Below are 20197 nucleotides of genomic sequence, written 5' to 3' on the forward strand. Positions count from 1 at the left end.
GAAAACGTTGGCTGCGGGAGGGGAACATGCGCCAGGAAACGGGGCGGGCGGTGCCGGTGAACGGGCGGTCCGTCCATGTCGAGGAGTCCGGCACCGGGCCGGACTGGGTGGTCTTCGAAGCGGGTCAGGGCCTGGGCCGCACCTGCTGGGACGCGGTGCTGCCGCTGCTGGCGGACCGGGCCCGGCTGGTGGCCTACGACCGGGCCGGCTTCGGCCGCAGCGGCCGGACCACGGCGGAGCTGGGCATCGACGACATGGCCGCGGACCTGGCCGCGATGACCGAGGTGGTCATCCCCGGCCGGTTCGTGCTCGTCGCGCACAGCATGGGCGGGCTGGTCGCGCGCCGCGCGGCGCAGCGCCTGGGACCGCGGCTGCGCGGGCTGCTGCTGCTCGATCCGACACCGGAGAGCGCGCCCGTCTACGACACGTTCGAGCGCACCGCCGTGAAGGTCGACCGCGCGCTGAGCGTGACGCAGGGGCTGGTGCGGTTCCGCCCGCTGGCCCGCGTGGTCAGCGCGAATATCCGCCGTGCCTTCCCGGCAGACACCTACGCGGCCATGCTCACCGAGGACTTCGTCCCGGCGGGCATCGCCCAGACGCGGCGGGAGTTCCGGGCCGTGGCCGCGGACCTCCCCCGGCTCCGCGCCGAACCGCCCGCCCTCCCGGCGTGCCCGACGGTCCTGCTCTCGGCGTCCCGCCCCGCGAGGGGCCGGGCGCCGCAGCACGCCGTCCTCACCGAGCACCAGCGGCGGTGGGCGAAGACGCTGCCCGACGGGCGGTTCGAGGAGGTCGAGTCGGGTCACCTCGTCCAGGCCGAGGCGCCGGAGGCCGTCGCGGCCGGGGTCCGGCAGCTCCTCGACCGGACCGCGGACCGGCCGGCGGACCGGCCCGCCCCACCGGCCTGACGGCTCCCCCCGCGCGACGGAGGAGAGGCCGACCGGCCTCTCCTCCGTCGCGGGGACCGGCGTCGTGGGCGGGTTCACCCAGGACCGCGACGGCACCGACCGCCCGGCGACGCACCGGATCACCGTCACCGGCATCGCCGTGTGCGGCAGCGTCCATGTCGTCCACGAGCTCCCGCCGGCCGTGGAGCGCCGTGTGCGCAGGCGCGCGCGGAGGGGCACCGGCAGCGGAGGCCGGTGATCCGCGGTGCCGGTGCCGCCTGCCTGCCGGCGGCCCCGGACAACCGCCCGGGTGTCAGGAGTTCAGGGCCTCGACCGGTTCCGGGACCGTGGCCGCGCTCTCCCAGACGGTCAGGAAGGCCAGCCGCAGGCAGGCGGCGAGGGCCGAGTGCTCGATGACCAGGGCGGTGGTGGAGCCGGCGCCGGCCACCGGGTCGGGCATGTCGCACAGGACCACCGACGCGTCGGCGATGACCAGTTTGAGGGGGAGGTCCGCCGTGAAGCGGGCCTCCTCGCCGGCCTTCCCGAAGCTGCGGACGTTCGCGAGCATGCCGGCGTCCTCCAGGGCGCCGGAGGTGTAGATGGCGCGGACGGTGCCGCCGCCGCGGTGCAGCCGGCGCGCGGCCTTGATGCCCTCGGCGTTCTCCGCGGGGGCGACGAACGGCGGCTTGCAGAAGGACAGCAGCTCGTGCCGGGCCTGCCGCTGGATGTCGGCGAAGCGCTCGGCGATGACCACCGGATCGCGCAGGATCTCGACGTAGTCGAGCGGGTCGGTGTGCCCGCGGCCGTCGGACCACAGCGGCTGGAGCGCGGCGGCCAGGCTGCCGGAGGCGCGCTCCAGCCGCTCCAGGGACTCGCGTTGCAGGGCCATCAGCCGGGTCATGGCGAGTTCGGGGGCGACGGCCGAGTAGGTCGCCACCCGCCCGGTGTGCGCGTTCGCCAGCCGGCGCCGGACCAGCGCGTCCAGCACGTCGTAGACCCGCTGGCGCGGCACGTCCGCCTCGCGGGCGACCTCCGCCGCCGTGTACGACTCGCGCCGGACCAGCGCGAGGTAGACCCGCGCCTCGTACCGGGCCAGTCCGAGCGCGACGAGGTTGCCGACCGCGTCTTCTTCCAAATCCATGACAGCACAAGGTATATGCCTGCGGCCCCCGCGGATGGACCCCCGGGCGGCTCTCCGTTCACAGACCATGGAAAGCCTTTGCCGTACTTCGGTAGCCCTTTGACGTTCTGTTCACTACTTTCCTAGGAAGCCACCACTGACCGGGGTGGCATTACCGAGATCACGCGACCCCCACGATCACGCGGTCACGGGATCACCGAGAGCACGTGTGCGACTCGTCCTCGGCAGTACGGGATGGGCGGGCGGCCGGATCGGCGGACGGACGGATGGACGGAACGGCGGGGCGTTTCATGCGAAGCGGCATGACATGTCCTTGACATCCGCTTTCTTCTCCCGGCCTTCCGGCGTCCTCCGCCCTCCACCCCCGTCCGGCGTTTCCCCAACTCCGGGCTGCCGTCCCCCCCCTTCCCCCCACGGAGGTCATTCCCTTGCGTTCCGAGCGAACGAACAGAGCAGACCGCGCGAAAGGGCTGGCCCGCCGCGGCGTGCCCGCCCTCCTCTCGGCGGCGACGCTCGTCGTCGGCGGCCTGATCGCCGCCGGCCCGGCCGGCGCCGCCCCGGCCCCCGCGGCACCGGCGACCCACGCGACCCCCACCGCGTCGGCCACCGTCCCCACCCACCGGCTGTGCGCGCAGCCCGCGCACCCCGGCTACATGGCCTGCAACGCGGTGGCCCGTACGGACGTCAAGCAGCAGCTGTCCCTCAAGCGGAACGCCGCGCCGTCCGGCCTCGGCCCCGCCGACCTCCAGAGCGCGTACAACCTGCCCAAGACGGGCGGCAGCGGCCAGACCGTCGCCATCGTCGACGCGAACGACGACCCCAACGCCGAGAAGGACCTGGCCGCCTACCGCAAGCAGTACGGCCTGCCCGAGTGCACCACCGCCAACGGGTGCTTCAAGAAGGTCGACCAGGACGGCGGCAGCAACTACCCGGCCCCGGACGCGGGTTGGGCCGGCGAGATATCCCTCGACGTGGACATGGTGAGCGCGGCCTGCCCGTCGTGCCACATCCTGCTGGTCGAGGCGAAGAGCGCGAACATGGACGACCTGGGAGCCGCCGTGAACCGCGCGGTCACCATGGGCGCCAAGTACGTCTCCAACAGCTACGGCGGCCCCGAGGACTCCACCGACACCACCTCCGACGACAAGTACTTCAAGCACCCGGGCGTCGCGATCACCGTCAGCTCCGGTGACAGCGGCTACGGCGTCGAGTACCCGGCGGCGTCGCAGTACGTCACCGCGGTCGGCGGCACCTCGCTCAAGAAGGGCGGCAGCGGTGCGCGCGGCTGGACCGAGTCGGTCTGGGGCACCACCGCGGGCGGCGAGGGAGCCGGCTCCGGCTGCTCCCAGTACGACGCCAAGCCGTCCTGGCAGAAGGACACCGGCTGCAACAAGCGCACCGTCGCGGACGTCGCCGCGGTCGCCGACCCGGCCACCGGCCTCGCGGTCTACGACACCTACCAGTCCAAGGGCTGGAACGTGTACGGCGGCACCAGCGCCTCGTCGCCGTTCATCGCCGGCGTCTACGCCCTCGCGGGCGCCCCGGGCTCGGGCGACACCCCGGCCTCGTACCCGTACTCCCACGCCTCGGCCCTGAACGACGTCACGTCCGGCGCCAACGGCACCTGCTCGCCTTCGTACCTCTGCACCGCGGGCAAGGGCTACGACGGCCCGACCGGCCTCGGCACCCCGAACGGCGTCGCGGCCTTCAAGAAGTAGGCCGCACCGCCGTCCCACCGACCGTCGCAGCCCGGCAACCACCCCACGGAGCCGGCCTGCGACACCCACCAGTGGGCCCGGACCGCACCCGACGGTCCGGGCCCACTGCCCGTATCGGCCGGCGATGACGCCCGTTGTGGAGAGGAGGAACACGGATGGCTGGGCAGTGCGCCACGGGGGCCGCCGGGACGGCCGAGCGGGAACCCGTACCGCGGGAGGGCTGCGACGTGTGCCAGGCCCTGCACCGGCAGCGCGAGTCGGCCCGGCGAGCGGGGCACCCCCGCACCGTCCGCAGCCGCAACGCGGAGATCGCCGCCCACCCCCACGAGGGAGGGTGAGCGGACGGTCCGCGACCCGGTGCCGGCGCCTCAGCGCCCCTGGGCCGTTGCCTTCGTCGCCTTGTACGGCGCCGCGGCCTGCTTCGCCGCGTAGACGAGCGCGGGCTTCATCTTCGGCCAGAAGTAGCTGTCCTGGCACGAGAACGCCGGGGTGAACCCGGAGCAACCACGGCCGTCGCTGTCGCCTATCTCGATGGTGAAGCTGGCCAGCCCCAGCTTGTCGTACGTCCAGTCGTCGGTGCCGCCGGACGCGTCGTAGAGGATCTCACCGGCCTGCCCGGACTGGTAGTTGGTGAGCTTGCCGAGCTGGCCGGCGATGGCGCGCAACGGGGCGTCGTTGCCGGTGTGGATGGTGTGGTCGGCCTCCCAGGGGAGCAGGACCATGCTCGCGTCGCTGTGCAGGCTGATCATCATGCCCTTGGCGGTGGCCGGCGCCGGGTCGCCGTCGCCGGTGCCCGTGCGCACCGCCGGGTACAGCTTGCGGAACAGGCCCTCCAGCGCGGTGTTCTCCGGTTCGGAGTCGGCGGCGGGGCCGAGGTAGACCTCACTGCACGGCTCGGTGGAGGTGCCCAGGCCGCCCCAGTGGGTGCCCGCGTTGCGGTTGAGGTCCACACCGGTCTGGCCGTCCCCGCTGCAGCCGCCGCCCTGCGCGTCATCGGCGTTCTTGCGCTGGAGGATGGGGTTGTCGCCGCCCTGCGCGACGATGTCGACGCCGTCCGGGTTGGCTATCGGGACCACCCACATCTCGGTGGAGTCCATCAGCGCGGTGATGTCGGGGTCCTTGCCGTAGTCGTTGGTCAGGGTGTCGATCCAGCGCCAGGAGGTCTCCCCGGTGGTCAGCTCCCGCGCGTGGATCTGGCTCATCAGGAAGAACCGCGGCTTGGTGGAGTTGGGGTCGAGCTTGCAGTCGTCCCCCTTCATCTTGGTGATGCAGACGGCCTTGAGATCGTGGCCGCCACGGCCCTTCTGCTTGAGCCAGGACTGGCCGTACGTGACGACCTTGGCCATGTCCGGGTGCTGGGCGGCGACTTGGTCGAGATGCGCGTAGTGCGCGTCGACGGTGTGGTAGCCGCCGTCGTAGGTGTCTCCGGCGCCGCCGCTCGCGCGGGCCGCGCCCGGCCGTTGGGCAAGCGGCTTGTGCAGGGTCTCGACGGCCGTGGGGGCGAAGCCGAGTCGACGCAGCCCGGCCGCCGTCGACGGGTCGCCCATGACGAACAGGTCGTCGCCCTGGCGCCGTTCGATCAGGTCGAATCCGGCGGAGATCAGCTTCTGTGCGTCCCGCCGGTCGTGCGTGGGGACGCGGTAGACGACGACGGTGTGCTCACCGGACGCGCCGGCTTTCCGCGGCGCACCGGCGTGGGCGGACGGGGACAGCGGGGACAGGGCCGTGAGCGCCGCGACCAGCGCCGCCGCAGCCGTGGTCAGGAGGGTCTTCCGGGGCATGCCATGGCCTTCCGTGGGGGGTGGGGGGGCATCGGCACGCGGACGCGACGCGGCCTTCGCCCGCCTCGCCCGCGGCGGCTCCCGGAAGCCGGACATGCGGCGCTCCGGACGCCGTGGCTGATGCCATTGGGCCAATCGGAGGCATGATGCCCATGTGCATGCCCGGTGAGAAGGGGAGTTCCCGGACATCCTTGGTGAAGAAGTCGCCATACTTGGCGGGGAGTTGGACGGCTGCGGACGCGGCGCCGCCGTCCGCTCACCCTCGGTGGCCCGCGCCGGTCGACCGCCCGGCGCCTGCGGGCCGTTCAGTCCCGCGTACGGGGTCCGTCGCGGTCCGCCCGCATGGCGTCGATGCCGGCGATCTGGAGGTCGAGGGCGAAGCCGAAGTCGCGGTCGAGCATGTCCCGGGCGCTGGCGCCGCGTCGGGCGTGGTCGGCGCGGGCGGAGAGTTCCAGGGTCTCGGCGAACTCGGGGCGGTCGGAGATGGCGGCGACGACCTGGCCGAAGTAGTCGTCGAGGCTGATGCCGGCGGCGCGGCAGCGGGCCTCGTGCAGGGCGCGGATGGTCGAGAAGCCGTAGACGAAGTGGAAGATGGACGCCAGGGCGCCGGAGGTCTGGTCGGGGTCCAGGCCGCTGCGCGCCATCACGCGGAGGGTGGCGTTGGAGAAGGCCGTGGAGTGCGGGCCGATGTTGATGAACTCGCCGAGCAGCCGGGCCGCCCAGGGGTGGCACAGCAGCATGTCGCGGTAGGCGGTGGCGAGGGCGCGGAGCTGGTCGCGCCAGTCGGCGGTGTCCTCGGACTCGTCGGGCAGGGCCATCTCGCCGGCGACCGCGTCCACCGCCAGTTCGAGGAGGTCGTCCTTGGTGTCCACGTACCAGTAGACGGACATGGCGGTGACGCCGAGTTCGGCGGCGAGGCGGCGCATCGAGAACTTCGCCAGGCCCTCCGCGTCCAGCAGCCGGACCGTCGCCGCGACGATCTTGTCGAGGTCGAGTCCGGCCGGCTGGTCCGCCTTCCGCTTGACCGGGGGGCGCTCGGTCAGCCAGACGCTGCGCGGCCGTTTTCCGGCGCGGCCGTCCGTCGCTGCTGCCATGGCGCCCCTCCTCGGTTCGTGCGGTGTGTCGTCGATGCTATTCCGCCGGCGCCGCGGCGGGGTCGGGGCCGCCCGGCGCCGCCGGAGCGGGACGATCCGCGGCCTGCGGCTCCGCTCCGGCCCGTTCCGCGCGCCGCAGCAGGACCGCGGCGACCAGGCCGCCGAGGCAGACGGCCGCCGCGCCGACCAGTTGGCTGGTGCCGATGCCGGTCGCGAAGGCGTGGTGGACGGCGGTGCGCTCGGCGCCCGTGTGCGTACGGGCGAGCGCGGCCGGGAGGGAGCCCGCGCCGGCGGCGACCACCGGGAGCAGCGCGACGAAGCGGGAGTTGAGGACCGCGCCGAGGACGGCGACGCCGAGGCCCTGGCCGAACTCCATCAGGGTGCCGTTCACGCCGGCGCCGACACCGGCCTTGGCGGGCGGGATCGCCGACATGATGGCGTTGGCCATCGTCGGCATGGCGATCGCGACGCCGATGCCCATGACGATCAGGCCGAAGAGCATGCCGCCGTAGCTGTCGCCGCCGAGGAGGGAGATCGCGGCGAGGCCGGCGGCCAGCAGGGTCATCCCGGAGACGATCATTCCGGGGGTGCCGAAGCGGGGTGCCAGGCGGGCGCCGAGGCCGGTGAAGTTGATCAGTACGACGGTGAGCGCGAGCGGCGCCATCCGCAGCCCGGCGTCCAACGGGCCGTACCCGAGCACCAGTTGCAGATGCTGGGTGAGCAGGAACATCGAGCCGCCCATCCCGAAGGCGACCAGGATGCCGCCGGAGACGGCACCGATGAAGCGGCGGTTGCGGAAGAAGTGCATGTCCAGCATCGGATGCGGGACGCGCAGCTCCCAGAGGGCGAAGACGGCCAGCCCGACGACGCCGATCGCGGCGGAGACCAGCACACGGGACGACAGCCAGCCGGTCACCGGGCCCGAGATGATCGCGTAGACCACCCCGACCATGCCGATCATGGACAGCAGCGCGCCCAGCAGGTCAGGGCGCTCGCCGCCGCGGCTCTTGGACTCGGGGACGAGGGTGACCACGGCGGCCAGCGCTATCGCCGCGACCGGGAGGTTGACGAGGAAGAGCGAGCCCCACCAGAAGTGGTCGAGCAGCGAACCGCCGATCAGCGGTCCGGCGGCGAAGCCGAGCGAGTTGACCGAGCTCCAGATGCCGATGGCCTTGGGGCGCTCCGCGTCGTCGAAGATCTGCATGACGACGGCGAGGGTGGTGGTCACCAGCAGCGCGCCGCCGACGCCCATACCCGCGCGGGCGGCGATCAGTTGGCCGGGCGTGTGGGCGAGGGTGGCGCCGAGCGAGGCGGCGCCGAACAGCACCAGGCCGGTGGCGAGCATCCTCTTGCGGCCGTAGCGGTCGGCGGAGTTGCCGGCGGTCAGCAGCAGGCCGGACTGGACCAGGGAATACGCGTTGATCATCCACTGGACGTCGACGGTGGTCGCGCCCAGTTCCTCGGTCAGGGAGGGGACGGCGACGTTCAGGACGGTGTTGTCGAGGACGACGGTGAGCTGGGCGACGCAGATGACGGCCAGGATCAGCCAGCGGGTGGCGACCCTGCCGGGTGGCTGGAGTGCGGTGGTGGTGGCGTCGGGGGCCACGGCGGGCATACGAGCTCCCTGTACGGTGCGAGCGGATGCCTTACACCGTACAGGGAGCCTTATACGCCGTACATTTGTTTTCGGTCGGGCAGGAGGAGCCGCGCGGCGGACCGGCCCCGCGCCTCCTTCCTCCCCACGCCTTCCGGCCCTTCGCCCTTCTCCGGCCCTCTACCTTTCGCCGGCCCTACACCTTCTTCTGCGTCAGGTCGTAGAAGGTGGCGCCGCCCACGGTGACCTTCTTGAAGGTCTTCTCGATCCAGGCGCTGATCTTGGACGAGGGGCCCTGGCCGCCGCCGGGACCGCCGGGGAAGCCGCCGCCCCGCCCGCCCTTGCCCGTCCGTCCGCCGCCGGAGCCGTCACGCCCACCGGCGATGAAGTAGTGGATCTTCCCTTCCGCGACATACCGCTGGAACTGGGCGAGGGTCGGCGACGGGTCGCTCCCGTTGAAGCCGCCGATCGCCATCACCGGCTTCTGGGTGGCGAGTTGGTAGCTCGCGGCGCTCTGGGAGCCGACGGCCGCGGCGACCCAGGTGTACCGGTCCGCGTCCTGCCCCACCAGGCGCTTGGCCGAGGCGCTCACCGTGGCACCGTTGAGCAGACCGCCCATACCGCCCATCCCGTGCGCCCCGCCGAGGCGTTCGGCGAGGGCGCCGCCCGGCTGCCCGGGGAAGCCGCGGCCGGCACCGCCCGGTGCGGGGAAGCCGCCCGGCGCATGCCCGTTGCCGCCCCGCTGCATGGCCGTCCGCCCGCCGCCGGCCCACTGGCCGCGTCCGCCGCCGCCGAAGCCCCGGCCACCCTGGACAGCCGGACCGGCGACGACGATCGAGCCGCCCTTGGGGGTGTTGACGGTGTTCAGCGTGTACGCGAGCGGTCCGGCCAGCGCCGTCGCCACCCCGAGCCCGGCCGCCACCGCCGCGAGCCGCCGCCGCTGCCGCGCGGCCGGACGAGCAGCGGCCCCGGCCTCGGCGTCCGCGGCCCCGGCCGCACCGCCCTCGGCGTCCGCCGCGCCACCGTCAACCCCGGCCGGCGAGCGCCGGGTTCCGCTCCCCGCCGCCAGCAGCAGACCGAGCGCCGCCAGCAGGCCGAGCACCAGCACGGTCCAGCGCAGCCACGGCAGCCACTGCGGCGACCGGTCCAGCAGGACGTACGACCAGGCCGCGGTCACCCCGGCCACCACCGCGAGCACGATCCGGCCCAGCCGGCCGCCGTGCCGCCAGACGAACACCGACCCCATACCGACCAGCGCCGCGACGTAGGGCGACAGCGCGATGTTGTAGTACTGGTGGAAGATCCCGGACATGAAGCTGAAGATCGTGAACGTCATCAGCATCGCGCCGCCCCACACCAGGAACTCCGTGCGCTGCGCGGCCCGTTCGGCGGCCACCGCACGCCGCGCCCGCCACAGCACGCACACCGCCACGACCAGCAGGATCAGCGCGGCCGGCAGCAGCCAGGAGATCTGCCCGCCCATGTCGGAGGAGAACAGCCGGGTGATGCCGGTCTGGCCCCAGCCGCCACCGCCGCCCGGACCGCCGGGACCGCCACCGTGCCCGCCACCGTGACCGCCGACGCTGCCCCGCTCGTTCCCGTCGATCCGCCCGAAGCCGTTGTAGCCGAACGTCAGCTCCAGGAAGCTGTTGGTCTGCGAACCGCCCACATACGGGCGCGCGGACGCCGGCAGCAGCTCGACCACCGCCACCCACCAGCCGGCGGACAGCACGATCGCCAGTCCGGCCAGCAGCAGCTGCCCCAGCCGCTTGCGCAGCGCGACCGGCGCGCAGCAGACGTAGACCAGGGCCATCGCCGGCAGGATCAGCCACGCCTGGAGGGTCTTGGTGAGGAAGCCCAGCCCGAAGCAGACGCCGGCCAGCACCAGCCACTTCGTCCGGCCCTCCTCCAGGGCACGCAGCACGCACGCCACGGCGCAGACCATCACGAGGCAGAGCATCGCGTCCGGGTTGTTGAAGCGGAACATCATCGCGGCGACCGGGGTGATCGCCAGCGCGCCCGCCGACAGCAGACCGGCCGCCGCGCCGAACCGGCGCCGCACGGTCGCGTAGAGCAGACCGACCGTCGTCACGCCCATCAGCGCCTCGGGCACCAGGATCGCCCAGGAGCTGAGCCCGAAGAGCCGTACGGACAGCGCCATCGGCCAGAGCGAGGCCGGCGGCTTGTCGACGGTGATGGAGTTCGCCGCGTCCGACGACCCGAAGAAGAACGCCTTCCAGCTCTCGCTGCCGGCCTGTACGGCGGCCGAGTAGAACTGGTTGGCGTACCGCGACGCCGAGAGGTCCCAGAGGTAGAGCGCGGCGGTGACCACCAGCAGCGCCAGCAGCGCGGGCCGAGCCCAGCGGGGGTCCTCCGGCCGTCCCCGCACGATCCGCTCCGGCAGTCCGCGCAGCCCGCTCCGGGGTTCATACGTACGGAGCCGCACGGATCCCTCCGCGGGCTCTCCGGACCGGCCGGGCCGACCGGCCTCTCCTGCGGACTGGCCGGGCTGGCCAACTCCCGTTTCCCGCACGGCTTCCCGTGCGGACCGGTCGGGGCCGGTGGCGGACGCCTCCGGGGTCATCGCTCTCTCCTGTGGTGTCGCCGGCGGTGCGGTCGGGCCCGTGTGCGGCGGCTGATCCGGCGCACCGGGCGTACTGGACGGACGGGGGGTCATCAAGCGCTCCGTGAAAGGTCGTTGCGGTCGTTCGCACCGGACGGCGCGGGCCCTGGACGGTCGTCGGCCTGCCCGGCGCCCTGGGCGGCCGGGCCGGCCGCCGCCTCCCGCCGCTCGCGCTCGGGGAACACCCAGGCGCGGAAGAGCAGGAACCGCAGCACCGTCGCGGCGAGGTTGGCGGCCACCAGCACCGTCAGCTCGCTGGTGTGCGAGGGGCTGCCGGTGGCGGAGTCCAGGGCGGCCAGCGAGCCGCTGGTCAGCACCAGGCCGATGGCGAAGACCACCAGCCCCTGCGCCTGATGGCGGACCGCCCGGTCCCGCCCGCGCACTCCGAACGTCAGCCGGCGGTTGGCCGCCGTGTTGCCGAGAGCGGACACCAGCAGGGCGCCGGCGTTGGCGATCTGGGGGCCCACCCCGAGCCGGAAGAGGGAGTAGAGGCCGAGGTAGAGCAGCGTGCTGAGCGCCCCGACGACGCAGAACCCGACGAGCTGCCGCGCCAGCCCGCCCGGCACCCCGGACAGCTGCCGGTCCCGCGGATCGTCGCCGAACGGCCGGGCCAGCCGGTCCAGCGGCAGCGCACCGGTCGCCAGCGCCCGCCCCACCCGCCAGACGCCCTTGAGGTCATCGGTCGCCGTCCGCACGATGTGCACGGTGCTGTCGGGGTCGTCGACCCAGTCCACCGGCACCTCGTGGATCCGCAGCCCGGCCCGCTCGGCGAGCACCAGCATCTCGGTGTCGAAGAACCACCCGGTGTCCTCGACCATCGGCAGCAGCCGGTCGGCGACATCGCCGCGGATGGCCTTGAAACCGCACTGCGCGTCGGAGAACCGGGCGGCCAGCGAGCCGCGCAGGATCAGGTTGTAGGTCCGCGAGATGAACTCCCGCTTCGGCCCGCGCACCACCCGCGCGCTGCGGCTGAGCCGGGAGCCGATCGCCAGGTCCGAGTGCCCGGAGATCAGCGGTGCGACCAGCGGCAGCAGCGCGTTGAGGTCGGTGGACAGATCGACGTCCATGTAGGCCAGCACCGGCGCCTCGGACAGCGACCACACGGTGCGCAGCGCCCGGCCGCGGCCCTTCTGCTCCAGCCGGACCGCGGTGACGTTGTCCATCGTGTCGTCGAGCCGGGCGGCGATCTCGGGCGTGCGATCGGTGCTCGCGTTGTCGGCGATGGTGATCCGGAACCCGTAGGGGAAGGTCCGTACGAGGTGGTCGTGCAGGCGGCGCACGCACGGTTCGAGGTCGTTCTCCTCGTTGTAGACGGGAATCACGACATCGAGGACCGTCTCGGTCTGGCCCGGTCGCAGATGCTCACGTGGTGGCAGGGAACCCAGTGGCGTCTGGGTCGGCGGTGGCGTCGTCATACCGACGACGGTCGCCAACCGCCCTGTCATGCCGGTGTGCTGGACCTGTGGGTGGGCTATGAGTCGGGGGCAGGGGGCGGGGCGGGAGACGGGCGCGCCGCGGCACGTCGAGAGGCGCGCCGCGACACGTGACGGGGCGGCCCTACGTGCGAAAACGCGGGCGGGCGGAGGCTCTTGAGGGCAGCGGGGGCTACGGGCCGAGCCGCCTACGGGCGGGCCGTCGGCAGCGTCACCGTGAAGACCGTCCGCCCCGGGACGCTCTGCACGCTGACCGTCCCCCGGTGCGCGGCGACCACCGCCTGCACGATGGCCAGCCCCAGCCCCGTGCTCCCGGCCGCCCGCGAACGGGACGCGTCCCCGCGCGCGAACCGCTCGAAGACCCGCGGCAGCAGCGCCTGCGGGATCCCGGGCCCGTCGTCCTCCACCTCCAACTGGACGAACCCGGCCCCGAAGGCCCCGTACGCTCCGAAGGCCCCGCGCTCCCCGGGGACCGCGCGGTGCGCCGGGGCCCCGAGGTCCGCGCCCGCTCCGCGCACCCGGCCCCGCACCCGTGCCGTGACCGTCGTCCCCTCCGGCGTGTGCGTACGGGCGTTGGCCAGCAGATTGACCAGGATCTGGTGCAGTCGGCCCGCGTCGCCGTGGACCAGTGCGGGCTCGTCGGGCAGCTCCAGCCGCCAGCGGTGATCGGGCCCGGCCGCCCTGGCATCGCTCACCGCGTCCACCACCAGCGGCAAGAGATCGGTGCTCTCGTACGAGAGCGGGCGCCCGGAGTCGAGCCGGGCGAGCAGCAGCAGATCCTCCACCAGCCCCGTCATCCGCTCCGCCTCGGACTCGATCCGCCCCAGCGCATGCCGGGTCTCCGGCCCCGGCCGCTCCTTCCCGCGCCGGGTCAGCTCGGCATAGCCCCGTATCGACGCCAGCGGCGTACGCAGCTCATGGCTGGCGTCGGCGACGAACCGCCGCACCCGCATCTCGCTCTCCTGCCGCGCCGAGAGCGCCGAACCGACATGCCCCAGCATCCGGTTCAGCGCCGCCCCGACCTGGCCGACCTCCGTACGCGCATCCGCCTCGGCCGCCGGGACCCGGACGTGCAGCGCCACCTCGCCCTGGTGGAGCGGCAGTTCGGACACCCGCGTCGCCGTGGCGGCCACCCGCTTCAGCGGCCGCAGCGCGAACCCGACCATGACGGAGCCCGCGATCCCGGCCGCCGCCAGCCCGGACACCGTCACAAAGCCCTCGATCCGCACCAGCCGGTCGACCGTCCCGTCGACCTCACCGGTCGGCAGCCCGAGCACCAGCCGGCCGTCCTTGGCGGACTCCACCCGGTAGTGCCCGAGGCCGGGCAGGTGGACGCCGTGCGGCGCACCGTCCCGCGGCACCGCGTTCAGCGCCGCGACCTGGCTCGCGCTCAGCGCGTCCAGCCGCTCCGACGGCAGGCGGCTCGTCGAGCGGTTCAGCAGCGCCCCGGCCCCGATCGCCCCGTCCGGCCCGACCCGCGCGCCCACCGCACCGAAGGGCTGGCCTCCCATGGCGACGAAATCCAGCCCGTCGTCATGCAGGGGGTCAAGCGGATGCGGCTCCGCCGCCCGCTTGACCGACTCCCACAGCTGCCGGTCCAACTGCCCCTGCATGTACTGGTGCAGCGCGATGGTCGTCACGGCCCCGATCACGGTTCCCACCACCGCGATCAGCGCCACCGCCGACACCACGAGCCGCGTCCGCAAGGTCCAGCGCCGCCGCGAGAGGGAGGCGACCAGTGGCAGCGCGGCAAACCGCGAGGCCCTGGCACGACCGGCCCCGGACCGACCGGACGCGGACGGACCGGACGCGGACGAGCCCCCGGCCACACCGGCAGGCCCGACCGCCCCATCCGTCCCGGAGGCCCCCGAGACGCCCGCGACACCCGCGGCATCCGAGACCCCCGACGTCCCCGACACCCCCGTGATCACCCGACCGCTCACGACGCGCAACCCGCCACCTACCCCACCGGCTTGATCAGATAGCCCGCACCCCGCCGGGTGTGGATCATCGGCTCCCGCCCCGCGTCGATCTTCCGCCGCAGGTACGAGATGTACAGCTCGACGACGTTGGCCTGGCCCCCGAAGTCATAGCTCCACACCCGGTCCAGAATCTGCGTCTTGCTCAGCACCCGCCGCGGGTTACGCATCAGATAGCGCAGCAACTCGAATTCGGTCGCCGTCAGATGGATGTCCTGACCGTCCCGCCAGACCTCGTGGCTGTCCTCGTCCAGCACCAGATCGCCCACCGTCAGCAGCGACTCGCTGCGTGCGGTGGTCGCCCCGGCCCGGCGCAGCAGCCCGCGCAGCCTGGCCACCACCTCCTCCAGGCTGAACGGCTTGGTGACATAGTCGTCGCCGCCCGCCGTCAGCCCGGCGATCCGGTCCTCGACCGCGTCCTTGGCGGTGAGGAACAGCACCGGTACGTCCGGCAGTTCACGCCGCAGCCGGCCGAGCACCGTCAGCCCGTCCATGTCCGGCAGCATCACATCGAGCAGCACCGCATCCGGCCGCCAGCTGCGGGCACACCGCAGCGCACCCGCGCCGTCCCCCTCGGACCGGATGTCCCAGCCCTCGTACCGCAGGGCCAGCGACAGCAGATCCGCGAGCGAGGACTCGTCGTCGACGACCAGCACCCGCACCGGGCTGCCGTCCGCCCGCAGCAGCTCCGGCTGCTTCCCCGGCACCCCCCTGGAGGACGAGCCGGAAGCCGGCGCACGGTAGGACGCTGAGGACGACGACGAAGTCAGGGTCATGGCCTGGAGCCTGGCCCGCCCCTCTGAGAGCTCCCTTGCCGGTTTCTGTGAATCTCCTGAGAATCACCCCTGCCGAAGGTCAAGAACCCCTCGCCCGCACCGGGCGCCACCCCGTCATGGCGGACCTGGGCCGCCCCCCGCGCGGCCCAGGCCGATCACCACTTCCCCAGCATCGCACCCACCACTGACAATCCCCCTGACCTGCGCTTTCCCGCCTCAGGCCGCCCCACAACCGCACCCGCGTCGCACGGAACCCCACCCAAGTCCCGCACTCCGCACCGCGTACCGTCGCCCCATGCATCTCCTGGCCCTCTCCGGCAGCCTGCGCGCCCGCTCCTCCAACGGAGCCGTGCTGCGCTCCGCCCTCGACCTCGTCGACGGCCCCACCGCCACCGCGGACATCGGCGCGCTCCCGCACTTCAACCCCGACCTGGACGGCGAGGACGCCACACCCCCGCCCCCGGTCGCCGCCCTGCGTACCGCCGTCGCGACCGCCGACGCCCTGCTCATCGTCAGCCCGGAGTACGCGCACGGCGTCCCCGGCGTCCTCAAGAACGCCCTCGACTGGCTGGTCAGCAGCGGCGAATGCGTCGACAAGCCGGTCGCCGTCATCACCGCCTCGCCGTTCCCCACCGGCGGCGACCACGCCAACGCCCAACTCCGCGAGACCCTGCGCATGATGACGGCACAGGTCGTCACCGCCGCCTGCCGCGAGATCCCCGCCATCGGGCCCAAGGTCGACCCCGCCACCGAGCGCGTCACCGACCAGCCCACCCTCGCCGACCTCCGCACCGCCCTGACCCACCTGTCCGCGGCCACCACGGCCTGACCCGGGCGAGCCGGGAACCGCACCGCACCGCCGCCGTCAGCACCGCGCCCTAACGTCCCCCGTCCCGGTCCCCGCCCCCATCCCTGTCTCCGTCCCCGCCTCCGCCTCCGCCTCCCGAACCCGTCCCCACCCCGAACAGCCGCGCCCCGTTCCCGTAGCACACCGCCCGCAGCCACTCGTCGCCCAACTCCAGCCGCCCGAGCGCCTCCAGGGCATGCGCGTAGCCGTACGGGATGTTGGGGAAGTCGCTCCCGAACAGCACCCGCTCGCCCAGATCCCGCAGCCGCCCACGCTCCGCCCGCGGGAACGGCGCGGCCCGCTCGGCGAAGTCCGTGAAGGCCATCGTCGTATCCAGATACACCTCCGGACAGCGCTCCGCGAGCTCCAGGAAATCGGCGTACTCCGGCATCCCCATGTGCGCGATCACCAGCCGCAGGCGGGGATGCCGGGCCAGCACCCGGGCGATCGGCTCGGGCCCGGTGTACTTCCCCGGCACCGGCCCCGAACCGCAGTGGACGACCACCGGCACCCCGGCCTCCGCCAGCACACCCCACACCGCGTCCAGCCGCGCGTCCGCCGGGTCGTACGCCCCCACCTGCACATGTGCCTTGAACACCCGGGCCCCGCCGTCGAGTTCGTGGCGTACGCAGGCCGCGGCCCCGTCCTCCGGGAAGAACGTCGCCGTCCGCAGGCAGTCCGGCGTGCGGGCCGCGAAGTCCGCCGCCCACCCGTTCAGCCACCGCGCCATCCCGGGCTTGTGCGGATAGACCATCGCCGTGAACGCCCGCACGCCGAAGCCCCGCAGCACCGCCAGCCGCGCGTCCTCCTCGAAGCGGTACGCGATCGGCCAGCGCCGCCCCACCAACGGGCCCGCGGCGTCGAAATACGCCCACACCTTCGCCATCACCCGCTCCGGCATGAAGTGCGTGTGCACATCGATCAGCCCCGGCAGCCCCAGCCCCCGCCAGAACTCCGCGACCCGCTCATCGCCCTCCACCGCAGCCCCCGATCCGTCCCCGGCGTCCCCTGCGTCCCCGACATCCCCTGCCACCACACCCGCCCCTTCCGCACGCCGTTCCAGCCCCCACCCTCTGAGGGCCCCTCGGAAACCCCGCTCAGAACAACCCCTCCTGCCCCCCTTCCCCCTCGCCTCTCCCCTCCCCCCTCGCCGCCGCCCGCACCGGCACCGTCGTCACCGGCCCCCGCGCCGCCCCCAGCACCCACCCCGCCAGCAACCGCGCATCCAGCACCGCGACCACCCCGCCCGTCCCGGAGCCGCCCCGCCCGGAGCCGCCACCCGCACCACGCCCCTCCGCCCCGGCCTCCCCCACCAACCGCAGATACACATCCGCCCCCACACCGGCCACCACTTCCGCCACGATCTCCGCCCCCGCCGTCAACCCGCCCAGCTCCACGACGCCGACGGCCGGAATCCGCTCCAGCCCGAACAGCTCCGCATGGTCCCCGCAGGCGAACTCCACCGGATCCAGCGTCTCCGGCCAGCCCGCCAACCGCCGTGCCGCACGGTGGAGTTGTGCCAGCTCACCGGCCCGCTCCGGCAGCGGCGGCAGGGCCCCGCGCGCCGCCCGCTTCGCCTCCTTCGCGAACCGGTCGGGCACCCCCAGCGCGCTCCCCAGCAGCGCCTCCGCCCGCCGCGCCGCCATCAGCGGCCCGCGCCCCAGCCAGGCGTACGCCACCGCGCCCTGCTCCACCAGCCGCGCCGTCCCGCGCTCCGCGGCCGTGATCCCCACCTTCAGCAGGCCCGGCCCGAAGTACGCCAGATAGACGCCGTACGGGCGCGGATCGTCCGCCATGGTGTCCGCCGCCACCGAACGCGACCGGTCCAGCCGCGCACACCGCGGGCACTGGTCCTTCGCCGCCGCCCCGTCGATCTCCGCCCCGTACGGGCACACGATCCACCGACCGCCGCGCCGCACCCCCAGGCAGCGCCGCTCCCCCAGCGCCGCGAACGCCAGCGCCCTCCCCGCCGGCAGCAGGCTCTCCCGCTCCTCCCCCCGCTCGGCGCAGTACCAGCCGAGCCGCTGGCCGAACGGCCCCTCCGGCCCGGCCCCCGGCCTGCCGCCCGACCACCGCGGTCCCGTACATCGCCACACACCGTCAGCGTACGACCGCCCACCGACAACGCCCCGGCGCCTGCGGCGGACGGCCGACGCGGCCCTACACCCCCACCCCCCGGAACGTGCTGCGATAGGCCCGCGGCGAGACCCCCAGCGCCGTGTGCAGATGCTGCCGCAGCGAAGCCGCCGTCCCGAACCCCGTCTCCGCCGCGATCCGGTCCACCGTCAAATCCGTCTCCTCCAGCAACTGCCGGGCCCGCTCGATCCGTTGGCGGGTCAGCCACTGGAGCGGCGAGACCCCCACCTCCTCCCGGAACCGCCGGGTGAAGGTCCGTACGCTCATCGCCTCCCGCGCCGCCAGCTCCCGCAGGCTCAGCGGCCGGTCCAGGTGCTCCAGCGCCCAGGCCCGCGCCACGCTCGTCGAGGACAGCTGCGGCTCCGGCACCGGCCGCTGTATGTACTGCGCCTGCCCGCCCTCCCGGTGCGGCGGTACGACCGTCCGCCGCGCGACGTCGTTGGCCACCGCCGCCCCGTGGTCGCAGCGCACCATGTGCAGACACAGATCGACGCCCGAGGCGACCCCGGCCGCCGTCAGCACATCGCCCTCGTCCGTGTACAGCACGTCCGGATCCAGCTCGACGGCCGGGAACATCCGCCGGAAGTCGTCCGCCGACCGCCAGTGCGTCGTGGCCCGCCGGCCGTCCAGCAGCCCGGCGGCGGCCAGGACGAACGCCCCCGTGCAGACCGACGCGATCCGCGTCCCCGGCCGGATCCGCGCCAGCGCCGCGGCCATCCCCGGACTCAGCCGGCCCTCCCGCTGCTCGCCGTCGTAGTCCTCCCCGGAAGCCGGCACCACCACCGTGTCCGCGTCGTCCAGCGCCTCCGGCCCGTGCGCCACGTTCACCGTGAAGTCGGTGTCCGTAGGCAGCTCCCCGGGCTCCGGCGTGCACGTCACCAGCTCGTACAGCGGCTCCCCCGCCGCCGACCTGGCCTGCCCGAAGATCCGGTGCACGATCCCGATCTCCATCGGCAGCAACCCCGGCCGCACCAGAACCGCCACCCGGTGCCGCCGCACCCCCGCCGTATCACCCACGCCCACCATGGCCCGCCCCTCCCGATGGCCCGATGGCCCGATGGCCCGATCCTGGCACATGTTGACCGTCCGGCCACTCGTCTCTCCGCCCGGCCGCCCCGGAAGGTGGACGCCATGAAGGTCCTCTGGCTGTTCGCCCACCCCGACCACCGTTCCCTCAGCGGCTCCCTCAAGGCGGAGGGGCTGCGCACCCTCGAAGCCCACGGCCACCAGCACCGGGTCTCCGACCTCTACGCCATGAAATGGAACCCGCTCGTCGACGCCGCCGACTACGGCACCCACGACCCGGCCGACCGCCTCCACATCGCCGACGCGTCCGAACGCGCCCACGCCGCGGGCAGGTTGAGCCCGGACATCGTCGCCGAACAGGAGAAGGTCACCTGGGCCGACACCCTCGTCGTCCAGTTCCCCCTCTGGTGGTACGGGATGCCCGCCATCCTCAAGGGCTGGTTCGACCGCGTCTTCATCAAGGGCTTCGCCTTCGGCCTCACCGACCCCGCCACCGGCCGCTCCCGCCGCTACGGCGACGGCCCCCTGACCGGCAAGCGCGCCATGGTCGTCGTCACCGCCGGCGCCCGCGCCGCCACCCTCGGCCCCCGGGGCGTCAGCGGCGACCTCAACGATCTCCTCTTCCCCCTCCAGCACGGCACCTTCTGGTACACCGGCATGTCCGTCGCCCCGCCCCTGCTGATCCCCAGCGCGGACCGCACCACCCCCGACGCCTACGAAACCGCCGCCACCCGCCTGCGGGACCGCCTGCTCACCCTCCCCACCACGGACCCGCTCCCCTTCCGCCACCAGAACACCGGCGACTACGACGACGACCTGCTCCTGCACCCCCACCTGACCCCGGCAGCCCCCACGGGCCCCGTCGCCCACTACACCGCCCCACCCCCGCCGGCCCACCCCTGACCCCGGCCCGCCGCACGCACCCGCGCAGGCACCACGGCACACACAAAAAAGCCGTCGCCCCAGCGAACGAGATCCACTCTCGTCCACTGGGGCGACGGCATCAGTAGCGGGGACAGGATTTGAACCTGCGACCTCTGGGTTATGAGCCCAGCGAGCTACCGAGCTGCTCCACCCCGCGTCGGTGAACCCCACCCTACGCGACCCCCGCCCCAGCGCCTAATCCATTACGCCGGCCCCACCTCCGCACCGGATCCACCCTCAC

At 73.6% G+C, this 20197-nt stretch carries 17 protein-coding genes and 1 tRNA gene; 6 read left to right on the plus strand and 12 right to left on the minus strand.

Features of this window, described 5'->3' with window-relative positions:
• Window positions 1–26 precede the first annotated feature (26 nt).
• Window positions 27–905, plus strand: coding sequence for an alpha/beta fold hydrolase (locus tag GR130_RS38755; RefSeq protein ID WP_159509296.1), 879 nt, complete (start codon window positions 27–29; stop codon window positions 903–905).
• Between the two features lie 64 nt (window positions 906–969).
• A complete protein-coding gene (locus GR130_RS38760) occupies window positions 970–1143 on the plus strand; it encodes a hypothetical protein (protein ID WP_159509298.1) in 174 nt (57 codons plus the stop codon).
• 54 nt (window positions 1144–1197) lie between these two features.
• Here the strand turns inward: GR130_RS38760 and GR130_RS38765 are convergent, their stop codons facing one another.
• Entirely contained in the window at window positions 1198–2025 is an 828-nt protein-coding gene (locus GR130_RS38765; protein ID WP_159509300.1) for a TrmB family transcriptional regulator, read from the minus strand.
• A gap of 470 nt (window positions 2026–2495) precedes the next feature.
• On the opposite strand from GR130_RS38765, the gene GR130_RS38770 reads away from it, so the two are divergent.
• Entirely contained in the window at window positions 2496–3743 is a 1248-nt protein-coding gene (locus GR130_RS38770; RefSeq protein ID WP_159510510.1) for a S53 family peptidase, read from the plus strand.
• A 155-nt stretch (window positions 3744–3898) separates the two neighbouring features.
• Window positions 3899–4081: a hypothetical protein gene (locus tag GR130_RS38775; protein WP_159509302.1), complete on the plus strand. Its 183-nt coding sequence runs from the start codon at window positions 3899–3901 to the stop codon at window positions 4079–4081.
• A 30-nt stretch (window positions 4082–4111) separates the two neighbouring features.
• Here the strand turns inward: GR130_RS38775 and GR130_RS38780 are convergent, their stop codons facing one another.
• The 7 genes from GR130_RS38780 to GR130_RS38810 form a co-directional block, all read right to left on the minus strand.
• On the minus strand, window positions 4112–5524 hold the full coding sequence (locus tag GR130_RS38780; protein WP_159509304.1) for a M14 family zinc carboxypeptidase: 1413 nt from the start codon (window positions 5522–5524) through the stop codon (window positions 4112–4114).
• A gap of 305 nt (window positions 5525–5829) precedes the next feature.
• On the minus strand, window positions 5830–6618 hold the full coding sequence (locus GR130_RS38785) for a TetR/AcrR family transcriptional regulator (RefSeq protein WP_159509306.1): 789 nt from the start codon (window positions 6616–6618) through the stop codon (window positions 5830–5832).
• Window positions 6619–6655: 37 nt separating this feature from the next.
• Window positions 6656–8233, minus strand: a complete 1578-nt coding sequence (locus tag GR130_RS38790) for an MFS transporter (RefSeq protein ID WP_159509308.1) — start codon at window positions 8231–8233, stop codon at window positions 6656–6658.
• Between the two features lie 175 nt (window positions 8234–8408).
• Entirely contained in the window at window positions 8409–10889 is a 2481-nt protein-coding gene (locus tag GR130_RS38795; RefSeq protein WP_443043743.1) for a glycosyltransferase family 39 protein, read from the minus strand.
• The gene (locus GR130_RS38800) at window positions 10889–12250 is read right to left on the minus strand and encodes a bifunctional glycosyltransferase family 2/GtrA family protein (RefSeq protein WP_159509310.1); all 1362 of its coding nucleotides are present in this window, start codon (window positions 12248–12250) and stop codon (window positions 10889–10891) included. Before GR130_RS38800 ends, GR130_RS38795 begins: the two co-directional genes overlap by 1 nt.
• A 206-nt stretch (window positions 12251–12456) precedes the next feature.
• Entirely contained in the window at window positions 12457–14007 is a 1551-nt protein-coding gene (locus GR130_RS38805) for a sensor histidine kinase (protein ID WP_443043793.1), read from the minus strand.
• 221 nt (window positions 14008–14228) lie between these two features.
• Window positions 14229–15023, minus strand: coding sequence for a response regulator transcription factor (locus GR130_RS38810; protein ID WP_426799426.1), 795 nt, complete (start codon window positions 15021–15023; stop codon window positions 14229–14231).
• A 295-nt stretch (window positions 15024–15318) separates the two neighbouring features.
• Between GR130_RS38810 and GR130_RS38815 the strand changes: the two genes are divergently transcribed.
• Entirely contained in the window at window positions 15319–15852 is a 534-nt protein-coding gene (locus GR130_RS38815; protein ID WP_159509312.1) for an NADPH-dependent FMN reductase, read from the plus strand.
• Between the two features lie 49 nt (window positions 15853–15901).
• On the opposite strand, the gene GR130_RS38820 is transcribed toward GR130_RS38815, so the two are convergent.
• From GR130_RS38820 to GR130_RS38830, 3 genes are all read right to left on the minus strand, one after another.
• Entirely contained in the window at window positions 15902–16849 is a 948-nt protein-coding gene (locus GR130_RS38820; protein ID WP_159510514.1) for an amidohydrolase family protein, read from the minus strand.
• 118 nt (window positions 16850–16967) lie between these two features.
• The gene (locus GR130_RS38825) at window positions 16968–17966 is read right to left on the minus strand and encodes a DUF2797 domain-containing protein (RefSeq protein WP_159509314.1); all 999 of its coding nucleotides are present in this window, start codon (window positions 17964–17966) and stop codon (window positions 16968–16970) included.
• Window positions 17967–18030: 64 nt separating this feature from the next.
• Window positions 18031–19032, minus strand: a complete 1002-nt coding sequence (locus tag GR130_RS38830) for a GlxA family transcriptional regulator (RefSeq protein WP_159509316.1) — start codon at window positions 19030–19032, stop codon at window positions 18031–18033.
• A gap of 105 nt (window positions 19033–19137) precedes the next feature.
• On the opposite strand from GR130_RS38830, the gene GR130_RS38835 reads away from it, so the two are divergent.
• Window positions 19138–19935 carry an NAD(P)H-dependent oxidoreductase gene (locus GR130_RS38835; protein WP_159509318.1) on the plus strand — a complete coding sequence of 266 codons (798 nt, stop codon included), beginning with the start codon at window positions 19138–19140 and terminating at the stop codon, window positions 19933–19935.
• Window positions 19936–20039: 104 nt separating this feature from the next.
• Here the strand turns inward: GR130_RS38835 and GR130_RS38840 are convergent.
• Window positions 20040–20113 (minus strand) — tRNA-Met (locus tag GR130_RS38840).
• Window positions 20114–20197: the final 84 nt, after the last annotated feature.

It is taken from the genome of Streptomyces sp. GS7, assembly GCF_009834125.1.
Classification (GTDB): Bacteria; Actinomycetota; Actinomycetes; order Streptomycetales; family Streptomycetaceae; genus Streptomyces.

Coding starts and splice junctions, on each gene's coding strand:
- GR130_RS38785 (WP_159509306.1), bottom strand. CDS start 6,618: ATGGCAGCAGCGACGGACGGCCGCGCCGGAAAACGGCCGCGCAGCGTC.
- GR130_RS38765 (WP_159509300.1), bottom strand. CDS start 2,025: ATGGATTTGGAAGAAGACGCGGTCGGCAACCTCGTCGCGCTCGGACTG.
- GR130_RS38815 (WP_159509312.1), top strand. CDS start 15,319: ATGCATCTCCTGGCCCTCTCCGGCAGCCTGCGCGCCCGCTCCTCCAAC.
- GR130_RS38830 (WP_159509316.1), bottom strand. CDS start 19,032: ATGGTGGGCGTGGGTGATACGGCGGGGGTGCGGCGGCACCGGGTGGCG.
- GR130_RS38810 (WP_426799426.1), bottom strand. CDS start 15,023: ATGACCCTGACTTCGTCGTCGTCCTCAGCGTCCTACCGTGCGCCGGCT.
- GR130_RS38795 (WP_443043743.1), bottom strand. CDS start 10,889: ATGACCCCCCGTCCGTCCAGTACGCCCGGTGCGCCGGATCAGCCGCCG.
- GR130_RS38835 (WP_159509318.1), top strand. CDS start 19,138: ATGAAGGTCCTCTGGCTGTTCGCCCACCCCGACCACCGTTCCCTCAGC.
- GR130_RS38755 (WP_159509296.1), top strand. CDS start 27: ATGCGCCAGGAAACGGGGCGGGCGGTGCCGGTGAACGGGCGGTCCGTC.
- GR130_RS38790 (WP_159509308.1), bottom strand. CDS start 8,233: ATGCCCGCCGTGGCCCCCGACGCCACCACCACCGCACTCCAGCCACCC.
- GR130_RS38800 (WP_159509310.1), bottom strand. CDS start 12,250: ATGACGACGCCACCGCCGACCCAGACGCCACTGGGTTCCCTGCCACCA.
- GR130_RS38775 (WP_159509302.1), top strand. CDS start 3,899: ATGGCTGGGCAGTGCGCCACGGGGGCCGCCGGGACGGCCGAGCGGGAA.
- GR130_RS38780 (WP_159509304.1), bottom strand. CDS start 5,524: ATGCCCCGGAAGACCCTCCTGACCACGGCTGCGGCGGCGCTGGTCGCG.